The following is a 13,804-nucleotide window of genomic DNA, read 5'->3' on the forward strand; positions in this document are numbered from 1 at the left end:
GGAAAGTTTTCGAGTATTCGTCAGTGGCCAGGCTTAGATGTCGTCAATTGAAGACGACTCAAACCGGGTGGAAATGTTGATGCCCAGCTCCTCCGCTGCGCGGAAGACCTCGTCATCCGTGTCGCGCAGGCTGACTGCGGTTCCATCGGCCGAGAGCACCTCGACGTTCAGGCACAGCGACTGCATTTCCTTGATCAGAACCTTGAAGCTCTCGGGGATACCGGGTTCCTGAATGTTCTCGCCCTTGACGATGGCTTCGTACACCTTCACGCGGCCGAGGATGTCGTCCGACTTGATGGTCAGGAGTTCCTGCAGGGCGTAAGCGGCTCCATATGCTTCGAGCGCCCACACCTCCATCTCACCGAAACGCTGTCCACCGAACTGCGCCTTACCACCCAGCGGCTGCTGCGTGATCATGGAGTACGGGCCCGTCGAGCGTGCGTGGATCTTGTCGTCGACAAGGTGGTGCAGCTTCAGGATGTACATGTATCCGACCGCGATGGGCATCGGGTACGGCTCTCCGGAGCGGCCGTCGAACAGCTGCGTCTTTCCGGTGGAGTCGATCAGGCGGTCGCCGTCGCGAGTCAGAGTCGTCGAGTCGAGAAGACCGGCGATTTCCTCCTCGAGCGCGCCGTCGAACACCGGGGTCGCGACCTTGGTGTTCGGGGCTGCGCTGTGCGCGGCTTCGGGCAGACGGCCGGCCCACTTGGGCTTGCCCTCAACCTGCCAGCCCTGCTTGGCGATCCAGCCGAGGTGGGTCTCCAGGACCTGGCCGAAGTTCATTCGACCGGGGATACCCAGCGGGTTCAGGATGATGTCGACCGGGGTTCCGTCGGCGAGGAACGGCATGTCCTCGACCGGCAGGATCTTGGAGATGACACCCTTGTTGCCGTGACGACCGGCGAGCTTGTCACCCTCGGTGATCTTGCGCTTCTGGGCGATGAAGACCACAACACGCTGGTTGACGCCAGAGCCGAGCTCGTCGTCGCCATCCTGCGAGTCGAAGACCTTGACACCGATGATGGTGCCACGCTCACCGTGGGGAACCTTCAGCGAGGTGTCGCGAACTTCGCGGCTCTTCTCGTTGAAGATCGCGCGCAGCAGGCGCTCCTCGGCGGAAAGCTCGGTCTCGCCCTTCGGCGTGACCTTGCCCACGAGGATGTCGCCGGGGCGAACCTCGGCACCGATGCGGATGATGCCGCGCTCGTCCAGGTCTGCAAGCAGATCCGGGGAGACGTTCGGCAGGTCGCGAGTGATCTCTTCCTTGCCCAGCTTGGTGTCGCGCGCGTCGACTTCGTACTCTTCGATGTGAATCGAGGAGAGAACGTCGTCCTTCACCAGGTTCTGGCTCAGGATGATGGCGTCCTCGAAGTTGTGACCCTCCCATGACATGAATGCCACGAGCAGGTTCTTTCCGAGTGCGAGCTCACCGTTGTCGGTCGCGGGGCCATCGGCGATGACCTCGCCGGCCTCGATACGCTCGCCGGCGTTGACGATGACGCGGTGGTTGTAGCTGGTGCCCTGGTTGGAGCGGCTGAACTTGCGCAGGTAGTAGTCCTGCGTTCCACCCTCGTCGAGCTGGATGGTGACGACGTCAGCCGACACCTCCATGACCACACCGGACTTCTGTGCGGTGAGCACGTCACCGGCGTCGATGGCCGCGAAGCCCTCCATACCGGTTCCGACCAGCGGGCTGTCGCTGAGCAGCAGCGGCACAGCCTGACGCTGCATGTTGGCACCCATGAGTGCGCGGTTAGCATCGTCGTGCTCGAGGAAGGGGATGAGCGAGGTCGCGACGGACACCATCTGGCGCGGCGAGACATCCATGTAGCCGATGTCTTCTGCGGGGAAGAGGTCGACCTCTCCACCCTTCTTACGGGCCAGAACGCGGCCCTCAGCGAAGCGTGCGGCCTTGGTCAGCGGGGCGTTGGCCTGCGCGACGATGTACTCGTCTTCCTCACTTGCGGTGAGGTAGTCGATCGTCGTGGAGACGACGCCGTCGATGACACGACGGTACGGGGTCTCGATGAAACCGAAGGCGTTGATCCGCGCGAACGAGGCGAGCGAACCGATCAGGCCGATGTTCGGGCCTTCCGGGGTTTCAATCGGGCACATGCGGCCGTAGTGGGACGGGTGAACGTCTCGCACCTCGACGCCGGCGCGGTCACGGGACAGACCACCCGGGCCCAGCGCGGACAGACGACGCTTGTGCGTCAGGCCGGCGAGCGGGTTGTTCTGGTCCATGAACTGCGACAGCTGCGACGTACCGAAGAACTCCTTGATCGCGGCGACGACGGGGCGCACGTTGATCAGGGTCTGCGGGGTGATCGCTTCGATGTCCTGCGTGGTCATGCGCTCGCGAACGACGCGCTCCATGCGGGACAGGCCGGTGCGCACCTGGTTCTGGATGAGCTCGCCGACGGCGCGGATACGACGGTTACCGAAGTGGTCGATGTCGTCGATGTCGATGCGAATGTCGGTCTCGACGCCGTCGCGCGTTCCACGGATCGTGGTCTGGTTGTCGTGCAGCGCAACCAGGTACTTGATCGTGGCCAGGATGTCCTGGAGCGTGAGGACGGAGTCGCTCAGCGGAGCCTCGAGGCCCAGCTTGCGGTTGATCTTGTAACGACCAACCTTGGCCAGGTCGTAGCGCTTGGAGTTGAAGAAGAAGTTGTCCAGCAGCGCACGTGCGGCCTCGGCGGCAACCTGCTCGCCCGGACGCAGCTTGCGGTAGATGTCCTTGAGGGCTTCTTCCTTGGTGAGGATGTTGTCCTTCTCGAGGGTGAGCTCGATGGACGCGAAGCCCTTGAATTCTTCGAGGATCTCTTCGGAGGTGAGTCCGAGAGCCTTGAGGAACACCGTGACGGACTGCTTGCGCTTGCGGTCGATGCGAACGCCGACCTGGTCGCGCTTGTCGATCTCGAATTCGAGCCAGGCACCACGGCTCGGGATGACGCGGGCGGAGTAGATGTCCTTGTCGGAGGTCTTCTCCTGTTCGCGGTTGAAGTACACACCGGGCGAACGCACCAGCTGCGACACGACGACACGCTCGGTGCCGTTGATCACGAAGGTGCCCTTGGGGGTCATCAGCGGGAAGTCGCCCATGAACACGGTCTGCGTCTTGATCTCACCGGTGAGGTGGTTCATGAACTCAGCGTTCACATACAGCGGTGCGGAATAGGTCTTGCCCTTTTCCTTGCACTCGTCGATGGTGTACTTCTCCGGCTCGAGCTCCGGGTTGGTGAAGGACAACTGCATCGTTTCGCTGAGGTCTTCGATCGGAGAGATCTCCTCGAAGATCTCGTCGAGACCGGTGCGGCTGGGCAGGTCCTGACGACCTGCAGCCTGGGCCTCGGCGACGCGAGCCTTCCAGATGTCGTTGCCGACAAGCCAGTCGAAGCTCTCGGTCTGCAAAGCGAGCAGATCGGGAACAGTCAGGTTGTCGGTGATCTTTGCGAACGAAAGACGGCCAGCGGCTCGTCCGTTCTTGGGTGAATTGGTGGTTGCGTTGCGCGCAGCAGCCAAGGAAGTAACCTCCGTGGACCCCGTCAGGTCTAATCACTGTTAGTAATTTGGTATGGACTCCACAGATCCTTCAGCTGGGATGTCTATCCGCGATATGAGGACATCCGGCGAAGAAATGTGCTGCAAGGTGGCTTGAGCACGCAAAGCCGACCGCAATATGAAGGCAGAGTTAAATCTGGGAGCGCAAAGGTCAACTATATGCCGTTGACGCGCTCGTGTCTACTGGAATATTGACCTTCGCCAAATTCTCAGGTATAACCCGGTTTCGACCACCGGCTTGTCGCTGCGGTGGCGTCTTCTCGAGTTGCTCCATTCTGCACCATCACGGCGGATGCCGCGTTCACCTCGCGAGCGTGTGTCGGCGAGGTGCGCTGCTGAGGGTGCGGTGGCGCTCGGCCCTGCTCGTGAGAGCGGCCGTGCGGCTGCCTCCGCCACGCGAAGCAACCGTTGGACCGCTCTCGCGAGAGGCGGCGCAGCGGCGGGGCTGTCAGACTGGGGGGATGAGCAGGGGCGAGCACGAGCATCCGACCATCACGCTGAAACTGAGCGGGCACCAGGCCGTGATCGAGCCCGACCGCTTCACGCCGGGCAGCTACCAGCTGGTCGTGGACGGCACCCCGCAGTCGCACGTGAACATCGACAACCCCGATGAACTGTTCTTCGAGTACATCCAGCGGATCGGGCATGTCATCGACCTGCTCGGCGACCCGGGCGAGGCCATCACGGCCGTGCACCTGGGCGCCGGCGCGCTCACCCTCCCCCGCTATGTGGAGGCGACCCGGCCCGGATCCCGGCAGCAGGTGGTGGAGATCGAGAGCGACCTGATCGACTTCGTGCGCGCCGAACTGCCCTGGGACAAGCGCGCCAACCTGCGGGTGCGGCACGGCGATGCCCGCGAGGTGCTCGGCAAGCTGCCGGCCGGGCTGCACGGCTCGGTGGACCTCGTGGTCGTCGACATCTTCTCCGGCGCCCGCACCCCGGCGCACGTGACCAGCCGCGAATTCTACGAGCTCGCCGCCCCGCTGCTCTCGTCGCGGGGCGTGCTGGCCGTGAACGTGGCGGATGGGCCAGGCCTCGCGTTCGCCCGCGCCCAGGCCGCCACGCTGTCTGCCGTGTTCGGGCACGTGATCGGCCTCGCCGAGACCCAGGTGCTCAAGGGCCGCCGGTTCGGCAACATCGTCTTCGTGGCCGCGCACACCCCGCTCGACCTGCACTGGGTGCCGCGGCTGCTGGCCGGCGGCCCGCATCCGGCCAAGGTGATCGAGGGCGCGGAGCTCAAGCAGTTCATGGCGGCCGCGTTGGTGGCCACGGATGCGACGGCCACGCCGTCCCCGCTGCCCGGCCGCACGGTGTTCCAGATCGGCCACTGACCGCGGGCCTCCTCGCGGACGCGGTGCCCGCCGGGCAACTGCGCCCGATCCGGACAAATGGTCCCGGCACACCGGGTGCAGAAGTCCGCACGGGGAACAGTTGTGGCCGGCGGAGCGCCGAGTGCCGCGGCAACACGCCCGGCGGGCCGGATGCGCATCCGTGCAGTGGTACGGCGAACTCGCCGCTGGGCGGCACAAAGCCCGCGGTGGGCCCGCGCGGCGGGCGGCCGGGCGCTGCGGCCGGGTTACGCTGGACGGGAACCCGACCTCACCCGCGGCACCCCTCGGCCGCCCTGTCAAGGACATCATCCTGACCATCATCACTGGCTACGACGCCGTCACCCTCCGCGAAAAAGTCGACCTCCCCGCAGCCGCCGAACGTCTCCACGACCTCGGCCTGCTCCGCAGCCTGTCTGCGCTCAATGAGAAGGTCACGCTGTTGCGGCTGCTCGACCGCCTGGACGAGGCGTTCGAGATCGCCAATCAGGCGCTGCGCCAGGCGCGGTTCACCGGCGACCGGCAGGACTTCGTGCTGTGCCGCATCCGCCGAGCCCAGGTCATGCAGTTTCAGGGCAAACTCGACGAGGCCGCCGCGGAACTGACCCAGTGCGTGCTCGAGTCCGAGACCCACGAATGGAACCTCACCGCCGCGTTCGCGCGGGAGACCCGCGGCAAGGTGCAGTTCGAGCAGGACGAGCTCGACGGCGCCCTGGCCGATTTCACGGCCGCGGTGTTCCTGCGGGACAAGGCCGGGGCATCCCCCGACGAGCTGGAGAGCGCACTGATCGCCGTCGCGGTCGTCGAGTCGTTCATCGGCGAGCGCCACGTCGGACGCTGACCGCTCCCCCAGCGCCCGTCGCGAGTGCGTAACTCCTGCTCGATTCCCCAAATAGCCCGAATCAGGCCGTTTTTGACACTTGTGTGGCATTCTGCAGGAGTTATGCATCGAAGACGGATGTGGAGCGGCCTGGCCGCCGCGGGCATGGTGGTGGTGCTCTGCGCCTGCTCGGCGAGCGCACCCCAGCCGATCGCCAGCACGACCACCCCCGCGCAGCCGACGCCCGAGGCCACGGTGGCTCCCCCGGATGCGGCGCCCACGCCGGTGCATCCGGTGGGTGAGCCCGTGGTGATCGCGTCCGGCCTCGACGTCCCCTGGTCGATCCTGAGGTTGCCCAACGGGTCCACGCTGATCAGCGAACGCGACACGGCCCTGATCCACGAGCTCTTACCGGACGGCAGCCTGCGCGACGCCGCACAGGTCGCCGACGTGCAGCCGAACGGTGAGGGCGGCCTGCTCGGCCTGGCGTACCTGCCGCCGACCGACGCCGGCAGCGGCTGGGTCTACGCGTATTTCACCGCCGCATCCGACAACCGCATCGTGCGGATGCCGCTCACCGGCACCGCGGGCGGCCTCGGCCTCGGCGAGCCGGAGACCGTGCTCACCGGCATCCCCGCGGCCGGCAACCACAACGGCGGACGGATCGCCTTCGGCCCCGACGGCCAGCTCTACGCCACGGCCGGTGATGCCGGCGACTCCGCCAACGCGCAGGACCTCGGCTCGCTGGGGGGCAAGATCTTGCGCATGACATCCGTCGGCGACATTCCGGCGGACAACCCGTTCGGCACTCTCGTCTACTCCTACGGGCACCGCAACCCGCAGGGCATCGCCTGGGATTCCACCGGCCGGCTGTGGGCGAGCGAGTTCGGCCAGAACACCTGGGATGAGTTGAACCTGATCTCCGCCGGCGGCAACTACGGCTGGCCGGAGGTGGAGGGCGCCGGCGGTTCGGCGCCGTTCATCGACCCCGTGCAGCAGTGGCCCACCGACGAGGCCAGCCCGAGCGGTCTCGCCATCGTGGCCGACACCCTGTTCCTGGCGGGTCTGCGCGGCGAGCGGATGTGGCGGGTCGATCCCTCCACAGGCACGGTGGACAACTGGTTTGTCCACAGCTTCGGCCGGCTGCGCGATGTGGTGTCCGGCCCGGATGGCACACTGTGGTTCGTGAGCAATAACACGGATGGCCGCGGCACCCCCGCCCCCGGCGACGACCGCCTCTACCAGGTGCAGGTGGGGCCCTGATGGCCGACCTCGCGCGTGTGCGCCACTGGGCCGACGCCCTCATCACCCTGCACCTCGATGCGACCTGGACCTTCGACTTCGACAACGCCAAAAAGCGGGCCGGGTTGTGCAACTTCACGACGAAGACGATCACGGTGTCCCGGTACCTCGCCGCCCGGTACGGCGACGACGAGATCCACCAGATCCTGCTGCACGAGGTGGCGCACGCCCTCGCCGGCTCGAGGGCAGGCCACGGTCCGGTCTGGCGCGGGGTGGCCGCCGGCCTCGGCTACGACGGCAAGCGCACCCACGACGGCGAGATCGCCGACGACCTCGCCCCCTGGGTGGGCCGGTGCGCGGCCGGGCACACCCACTACCGGTACCGGCAGCCCACCCGGCCGCTGGCCTGCGGACTGTGCGGGCGCGGCTTCACGGCCGCGCACGTCATCACTTGGACCCGGCGCGAGATCACCGCCGCCGCCCGCCGCCGGGCCGCTGCGGCTGCCCGCTGACCCAACTGTTACCGAAGCGGACAATTGTGGCCGGCGCACCGGGCGCATTTGTCCGCATCGGCACCAGTTGCCGGCGGGCTGGGCGGGACGCGGGCCCAGGCTCGGAGAGGGCTACTCGACGACCTGGAGGTCTTTCCAGAACGCGACGTAGCCGCTGTAGTCCTGGCCGACGCGGTCGAAGGAGCTCGGGGTGGGCGCCGGGTAGCTGAACGCGCCGTCGGTGACGCTGGAGGTGCCGTCGTCCACGGTGAAGTACTGGCATTCGCCCTTCCACGAGCACGTGTACGGCGTGTCGGTGGGAGTGAGCAGGCCCGCGGTGATGCTCGCCGGCGGGAAGTACCAGTTGCCCTCGATCTTGATCAGGTCTTCCAGGGGCGCTTCGGCCACAATCGTGCCGTTGAGTACTGCCTTCATAGCGGGCTCCTTCAGTGAGATGGTGCGGGGCCGCGCCGAGACGCACGCGTGCACACTGCAACGCCGGCACCCGACCCGGCATTCCCGCTCACGCCGGTGCCCCGCATCCGCGCGGCATGAACCACTGAGGCGGCTCAGGCGGGGAAGACGAAATCGCTGACGACAGCGAGCCCCGCGTCCAGGGGCGCGGGCGCGACAGACCCGGCCGGGGCCTGTCCGGCGAGCGCCTGGCCGGTTTCGGAAGCCGTGACGAGGTGCTTCACGGCGCGCTTGAGGCCGACGTAGCTCGCGGCAGCGGCGGCGGCCTCCGGCGAGCAGTGGTCGATTCCCCGCTCGGCGAGAGCGTCGATCACGGCGCCGGCGGCGAGCTGGTCTTCCATTGCGAAGCGGATGCTGCCGTCGGCGCGGCGCTCCCCCACCGCGATGACCGCCACGGAGAACCTGTCGCCCTTCTCGGTCTGCCTGGCCAGCGCCCAGTCGGCGATGAGGGCGCTCGTGGCGAGGTTCGCGACGATCACGGTGTGCGCGGCGACCGAGGTGGGCACGCCCTTTGCGGCATCCGGCGCGGGGAGTTCGTCGGCGAGCACGATGACGTCGGCATCGGCGGCGAGGGCCTGGAAGCCGGCGAGACCCCAGTCGAATCGGACCTGGTACTTGATCTGGGGCTGCGCGTCGCTCACCCGTTCAGAATACCCGGCGGCGTACGCCAACGGCCGGGACTGTCGTCACCCGAGGACACACGGGCAGCACCGGAAACCCGACGGGGACCGGTGTCGGGCGGCACTCTCAGGGGGCGTCGTAGTGGGCGAGGGCGTCGGCGTCCGTGGCGTGGGTCATGGCCCGGCGGGCGGCGTCGAGCGCGGTCACCGGGTCGGCCTCGGCCTCGGCGAGGGAGAGTTGGCGTTCGGCCTCGGCCAGGCGGGTGCGGGCGTCGGCGCCGACCCGGCCGCGGTTGGCGGTGATGAAGTCGCGGGTGATGCCGATCTGGCTGCGGGCGGCCAGACGGGCGCCCACGTAGGCCTCGCGGGCGTTGTCCCGGCGCAGCTGCCGATTGCGGGCCTCCGAGCGGGTGACGTCGAGGCCGTCGAGGGCCTCCCGCAGCCGGGCGAGGTCGGCCGCCGGGTCGCTCACCCGGCCGGGGCGGCGCAGCTCCGCCACGACGGCATCCGCGGCGGCGATCACCCGGTTGAGGTCGGCGCTGGCGTCGGACTCCTCGTGCCGGTCGCGCAGGGAGCGCGCCTCGGCGAGTTCGGTCTCGGCCGCGCTCAGGGCCGTGCCGAGGCTGGCGAAACCCACATGCAGTTGGTCCTCGCCGGTTTCGATGGCGTCGAGCAGCGTGGTCGCGGTGAAGAGGGCGTGTTCGGCGGCGCTGATCTGGTCGCCGACGGGGTCGGTGGCGCCGGACGCCAACCGCGCAGCGGCGGCATCCGCAGCCTGCCTGCCGGTGTCGATGGCGGCCCTGGCCCGCTCGACGTTCCCGCTGATGGGTGCGAGCGCGGCGGCCGAGTATGCCGTGGCGAGGCGGTCGAGGGTGGAGGCGCCGCCGGCCAACCTGTCGGTGGCCCGGTCGAGGCGGCGGCGCAGCTGGTCGAGCTGGATCGGGGCGTTCTGCTCGACCACCCGTTTGGTGTCGAAGTCGCGGGTCTGCGCGTCGAGCCTGGCGGTGGCCTCGTCGGCGAGCCGGGTGATCTGCTCCGTCCACTGCCGGATCTGGCTGTCGGTGTCCGGCACGCCGTCGTCGAGCTTCTGTTGCAGCGAGAACGCCTCCCGCAGCTGGCGCTTGGACACCTCGAGCGCGGCGGCGAAGTCGGCCGTGGCTCGCTCGCCGAACTGGGCCTCTGCGAAGCCGAGCTCGTCGGTCGCGGCCTCGATGAGGTCATCCGCCCGCACCAGGCTGATCGCCGCGGTGCGCGCCCGCTCGGTCACCTCCGCGCTCTCGGCCGCCCGGATGCCGCGCGCCTTGCGCCGGGACAGCGACACCAACAGCGCGATCACGCCGACAACGATGCCGAGGACCACGACGGAAGGAAGCCACCACAAAGCATCGGTCATGCCGCCATCCTATAAACCGAAGCTGGCGAAACCCCCGGTGGCAAGCCGGTACTCAGGACACAATCCCGCGCACGCCCCCGGAGGACAGTCCCGCCGAGACTGGCCCGGTTTTGCTAGTGTGCGGGCGCCCCGAACTAGCAGAAATGGGCCACCCATAGGAGGGCCCGGCCGTAGACGGCGGGACGGCGTGTCACCGACGGCGGCGGTCGTCGGCGCTGGGCCGGCGCATCTGCGCGCGGATGAGCTCGAAGTCGTGCCGGCTGATCTCCAGCAGGCCGCGGCGCAGTTGCAGGCCCCAGTCGGGGTTGTCCCGGGTGAGGTCGAGCACCTTGAGCAGTGGCCGGATCGACGCGGCCTCGGCATCCGGGTCGTACTGCACCCGGCGCCGCCAGGGCCGGTACTCGCTGCCGGAGACGCCCACCTGCACCACCGAGTTGTCGCTCACGTACCCGATCGCGGTGAACTGGCGCAACCGCTCGCCCTCGAACTCGGTCTTGGGCGAGTAGTAGACCAGACCGTCGGACTCGTTCATGCTCTCGAGCAGCTCGCGGGCGGCGAAGTTCACCTGCGCCAGGCCCATGGCGACGCTCCGCAGCACATACTCCTGCTGCACCACCCCGAGCCAGTACCGAATCGCCACGTTCTAGTTGTAGTGCATCGCCCCGACAGCACAGACTGGGTGAATGCGCGTACTTCTGAAAGAGATCCTCGACTGCACCCCGGATGCCGCCTGGCGTGCCCTGGCCAGCCCGGCCGTTTTCCGTGAGGTGAGCGGTCCGCTGATGAGCGTCGAGTCGCTCGAAGCGGAGGGGTTCCCCACCACCTGGTCGCCCGGCGAGCACCCGGTGAGCATGAGCGGGCTGGGGCTGGTGCCGCTGGGCGAGCAGATGATCCGACTGAGTATGCGCACCACCACAAACGGTGTGCGCATCGTGCACGACACCGGCAACGGCGTCTCCGGCGCCATGAAAGCCGTCACGCACTGGGACCACAGCATGGCCATCGCCCCCGACCCGGCCGGCACCGGCAAGACCCTGTACCGCGACCAGCTGATCTTCTCGGCCGGTCCGGCGACCCTGGCCGTCTGGCCGGGCCTGTGGGCGTTCTGGCAGCTGCGGATGCTGCGCCTCAAGGCCCTGGCGCCCACCTGGCGGTACGACCTCGGCGCCGACGACCCCGCCTTCGTGGCCGCCGGTGCGGCCGAGCCGTCCGGCGAGGGCGACGGGTTAGCCTGAGCACATGAGTTCAACCATCGGAGCCCTGCAGATCGCCGACTGGCGCCGCCGCGTGTTCGGGCTCTACGGCGGGGTGCGCCAGCTGAGCGCGCGCACGCCGTCCGCCGGCCACGAGCTGTGGCGCTCCGGGCGCGACGAGCTGTTCGCCGGGCATCCGGCCTCGCCGTTGCTGCCGGATGACCGGGCCGCGTTCACCGGCCTCACCATCGCCGCGTACGACCCGGACTGGCGCTTCGAGGTGGAGGTGCACCGCACCCCCGAGCCCCACCGCATCACGGTGGAGACCGGCACCGACGGCGTCGTGCCGTTCGACCTGATCGGCACCGTGCGACTGCCCTACATCGGCTCGCTCGACGTCTGGCGGCTCGCCAGCTACGGCGGCGGCCTGTTCCTGCCCCTCAAAGACGGTCTCGCCGGCAAGTCCGGCGGCACCTACGGCGGCGGCCGCTACCTGCTGGACACCATCAAGGGCGCCGACCTCGGCCCGGGCGTCGGCGATGACAGCCTGATCCTCGACTTCAACTTCGCCTACAACCCGTCCTGCGCGTACGACCCGATGTGGGCCTGCCCGCTGCCGCAAGCCGGCAACATCGTCACGGTCGAGATTCCGGTCGGCGAGTTCTACACTCCACACGACTGAGGCGAAAGAGCCGGTCAAAGTCGTTTTACCCGGCGACACTTTCGGGCTGCTTGACAGCATCCGCTAGAGTAGGACTACTTGTGAGTTCGTAGTTGCGCTCACTGCGTCGTAGAACGCCCTCTTCTTATCGATGGCCGCACCAGCACGAGTACGACTCGTTGCCGGCGACCCGCTCGATTTCCGAATGAAACTTTCTTACGGCGAACGGATGTGCCCATCGGCACCTTCGCCATGTGAATCCTCCTGGCTCCGGCCGTCGCTTCCGCGATACCGGTTCGAGCGAGGAGACTGATGCCCGAAAGGCACCACTTTGTCTGAAACCTCCTTTGGCGCGCTTGGCGTGCCCGCTCCCCTCGTTGCCGTGCTCACCCAGCAGGGCATCGACAGCCCGTTCCCGATCCAGGTCGACACGCTGCCCGACACGCTCAAGGGCCGCGACGTCCTCGGCCGCGGTAAGACCGGCTCCGGCAAGACCCTCGCGTTCTCGCTGCCCATGGTCGCTCGCCTCGGCGGCAAGCTCGCCGGCGGCAAGCGTCGCCCGGGCCGCCCGCTCGGCCTGATCCTTGCGCCGACCCGCGAGCTGGCCACCCAGATCACCGCGGCGCTCACCCCGCTCGCCGAGGCCTACGGCCTGAACACCACCACCATCTTCGGCGGCGTCTCGCAGAACCGTCAAGTCTCCGCCCTCAAGGCCGGCGTCGACATCGTCGTGGCCTGCCCCGGCCGCCTCGAAGACCTCATGAAGCAGGGCTTCGTCAACCTCGACTCCGTCGAGATCACCGTGCTCGACGAGGCCGACCACATGGCCGACCTGGGCTTCCTGCCCGTCGTCACGCGCATCCTGGACAAGACCCCGTCCAGCGGCCAGCGCCTGCTGTTCTCGGCCACGCTCGACAACGGCGTGGACAAGATCGTGCGCCGGTTCCTGCACAACGAGGTTCTGCACTCGGTCGACGAGGCCACCAGCCACGTCTCCGCCATGACCCACCACGTGTTCGAGGTCGACACCGCCGAGTCGAAGAAGGAGCTCATCGAGAAGCTCGCTTCGGGCAGCGGCCGCCGCATCCTCTTCATGCGCACCAAGCACCACGCCAAGAAGCTGGCCAAGGCGCTCACCGACGCGGGCATCCCCTCCGTCGACCTGCACGGCAACCTGTCGCAGGTGGCCCGTGACCGCAACCTCGCCGCGTTCAGCGCCGGCGACGTGAAGGTGCTCGTCGCCACCGACGTCGCCGCCCGCGGCGTGCACGTGGACGACATCGAACTCGTCATCCACGTCGACCCGCCCGCAGAGCACAAGGCGTACCTGCACCGCTCGGGCCGCACCGCCCGCGCCGGCAGCGCCGGTGACGTCGTCACCATCGTGCTGCCCGCACAGAAGCGCGACACCGACCAGCTGCTGCGCAAGGCCGCCATCTCGGTGACCCCGCAGCGCGTGAACGCCAACTCGCCGGCCGTGATCGCCCTCACCGGCGACGTGGCCGCGTACGTCAAGCCGGTTCCCCGCGTCGAGCAGCCGCAGGGCCAGTCGCAGGGTGGCCGCTCGCAGGGCGCCAACGCCCAGCGCAAGCGCGTCAACCGTGACGACCGCGACAACGGCGGCCGCGGTTCGCGCGACTCCGGTGGCCGCGGTGGCCGCAGCGGCGATGCCGTTGCTGCCGGCGGTGGCGCCCGTCGCGACCGCACCGAGCGTCCGGCCACCTCCGGCCGCAGCCACGCACCCCGTAACTCGGGTTCGGGTTCGGGCACCGGCGGCTCCGGCCGTTCCGGCGGCCTCCAGGTCGGCGGCCTCGTTCGCGGCTCCGGCTCCACCGGCGGCGGCGCCCGCCGTTCGGCTCCCCGCCGCGCGCAGGGCTAACCGCTCCGCGGCATCCGCTCTGTAACACCAGCACCACCGCACGGGCCGGTTCCTCCAGGAGCCGGCCCGTTTCGGTGTCTTGAGGGCGCCGAGCGGCCAATGCGCGGGTCAGGCCCGACAGTGGTCGGGCAAGGTCGGC

12 protein-coding genes are annotated in these 13,804 nt (G+C 68.3%); 7 read left to right on the top strand and 5 right to left on the bottom strand.

Going from position 1 to position 13,804, the window contains the following annotated elements:
* Positions 1-33: 33 nt before the first annotated feature.
* Positions 34-3,525, bottom strand: coding sequence for a DNA-directed RNA polymerase subunit beta (gene rpoB / locus BJQ94_RS15775; protein ID WP_265400099.1), 3,492 nt, complete (start codon positions 3,523-3,525; stop codon positions 34-36).
* A 500-nt stretch (positions 3,526-4,025) separates the two neighbouring features.
* On the opposite strand from rpoB, the gene BJQ94_RS15780 reads away from it, so the two are divergent.
* From BJQ94_RS15780 to BJQ94_RS15795, 4 genes are all read left to right on the top strand, one after another.
* Complete coding sequence (locus tag BJQ94_RS15780) at positions 4,026-4,895, top strand: fused MFS/spermidine synthase (RefSeq protein ID WP_265400098.1); 870 nt, start codon at positions 4,026-4,028, stop codon at positions 4,893-4,895.
* 121 nt (positions 4,896-5,016) lie between these two features.
* Positions 5,017-5,733 (top strand): hypothetical protein, encoded by a 717-nt coding sequence (locus BJQ94_RS15785; RefSeq protein ID WP_265400097.1) that lies wholly within the window; start codon positions 5,017-5,019, stop codon positions 5,731-5,733.
* Positions 5,734-5,835: 102 nt separating this feature from the next.
* Complete coding sequence (locus tag BJQ94_RS15790) at positions 5,836-6,975, top strand: PQQ-dependent sugar dehydrogenase (protein WP_265400096.1); 1,140 nt, start codon at positions 5,836-5,838, stop codon at positions 6,973-6,975.
* Entirely contained in the window at positions 6,975-7,466 is a 492-nt protein-coding gene (locus BJQ94_RS15795) for a SprT-like domain-containing protein (RefSeq protein ID WP_265400095.1), read from the top strand. Before BJQ94_RS15790 ends, BJQ94_RS15795 begins: the two co-directional genes overlap by 1 nt.
* Before the next feature lie 111 nt (positions 7,467-7,577).
* Here BJQ94_RS15795 and BJQ94_RS15800 read toward each other — a convergent pair whose 3' ends face one another.
* The 4 genes from BJQ94_RS15800 to BJQ94_RS15815 form a co-directional block, all read right to left on the bottom strand.
* On the bottom strand, positions 7,578-7,880 hold the full coding sequence (locus BJQ94_RS15800; RefSeq protein ID WP_265400094.1) for a DUF427 domain-containing protein: 303 nt from the start codon (positions 7,878-7,880) through the stop codon (positions 7,578-7,580).
* A 134-nt stretch (positions 7,881-8,014) separates the two neighbouring features.
* Positions 8,015-8,560 (bottom strand): hypothetical protein, encoded by a 546-nt coding sequence (locus BJQ94_RS15805; RefSeq protein WP_265400093.1) that lies wholly within the window; start codon positions 8,558-8,560, stop codon positions 8,015-8,017.
* 106 nt (positions 8,561-8,666) lie between these two features.
* Complete coding sequence (locus BJQ94_RS15810; RefSeq protein WP_265400092.1) at positions 8,667-9,932, bottom strand: hypothetical protein; 1,266 nt, start codon at positions 9,930-9,932, stop codon at positions 8,667-8,669.
* Positions 9,933-10,122: 190 nt separating this feature from the next.
* Positions 10,123-10,572: an EVE domain-containing protein gene (locus BJQ94_RS15815; RefSeq protein ID WP_265400091.1), complete on the bottom strand. Its 450-nt coding sequence runs from the start codon at positions 10,570-10,572 to the stop codon at positions 10,123-10,125.
* A gap of 43 nt (positions 10,573-10,615) precedes the next feature.
* Here BJQ94_RS15815 and BJQ94_RS15820 point away from each other — a divergent pair, with 43 nt between their 5' ends.
* The 3 genes from BJQ94_RS15820 to BJQ94_RS15830 all read left to right on the top strand — a co-directional run bounded on the left by BJQ94_RS15820 (position 10,616) and on the right by BJQ94_RS15830 (position 13,665).
* The gene (locus BJQ94_RS15820) at positions 10,616-11,167 is read left to right on the top strand and encodes a hypothetical protein (RefSeq protein ID WP_265400090.1); all 552 of its coding nucleotides are present in this window, start codon (positions 10,616-10,618) and stop codon (positions 11,165-11,167) included.
* Between the two features lie 4 nt (positions 11,168-11,171).
* On the top strand, positions 11,172-11,807 hold the full coding sequence (locus tag BJQ94_RS15825; RefSeq protein ID WP_265400089.1) for a DUF1684 domain-containing protein: 636 nt from the start codon (positions 11,172-11,174) through the stop codon (positions 11,805-11,807).
* Positions 11,808-12,117: 310 nt separating this feature from the next.
* Entirely contained in the window at positions 12,118-13,665 is a 1,548-nt protein-coding gene (locus tag BJQ94_RS15830; RefSeq protein WP_265400088.1) for a DEAD/DEAH box helicase, read from the top strand.
* The last annotated feature ends 139 nt before the right edge of the window (positions 13,666-13,804 follow it).

The sequence above is a fragment of the Cryobacterium sp. SO2 genome (assembly GCF_026151165.2).
Classification (GTDB): domain Bacteria; phylum Actinomycetota; class Actinomycetes; order Actinomycetales; family Microbacteriaceae; genus Cryobacterium.

Bases quoted from the DNA above. Each gene is read 5' to 3' on its own strand.
- BJQ94_RS15780 (WP_265400098.1), top strand. From the start codon at position 4,026: ATGAGCAGGGGCGAGCACGAGCATCCGACCATCACGCTGAAACTGAGC.
- BJQ94_RS15790 (WP_265400096.1), top strand. From the start codon at position 5,836: ATGCATCGAAGACGGATGTGGAGCGGCCTGGCCGCCGCGGGCATGGTG.
- BJQ94_RS15795 (WP_265400095.1), top strand. From the start codon at position 6,975: ATGGCCGACCTCGCGCGTGTGCGCCACTGGGCCGACGCCCTCATCACC.
- BJQ94_RS15800 (WP_265400094.1), bottom strand. From the start codon at position 7,880: ATGAAGGCAGTACTCAACGGCACGATTGTGGCCGAAGCGCCCCTGGAA.
- BJQ94_RS15810 (WP_265400092.1), bottom strand. From the start codon at position 9,932: ATGACCGATGCTTTGTGGTGGCTTCCTTCCGTCGTGGTCCTCGGCATC.
- BJQ94_RS15820 (WP_265400090.1), top strand. From the start codon at position 10,616: ATGCGCGTACTTCTGAAAGAGATCCTCGACTGCACCCCGGATGCCGCC.
- BJQ94_RS15825 (WP_265400089.1), top strand. From the start codon at position 11,172: ATGAGTTCAACCATCGGAGCCCTGCAGATCGCCGACTGGCGCCGCCGC.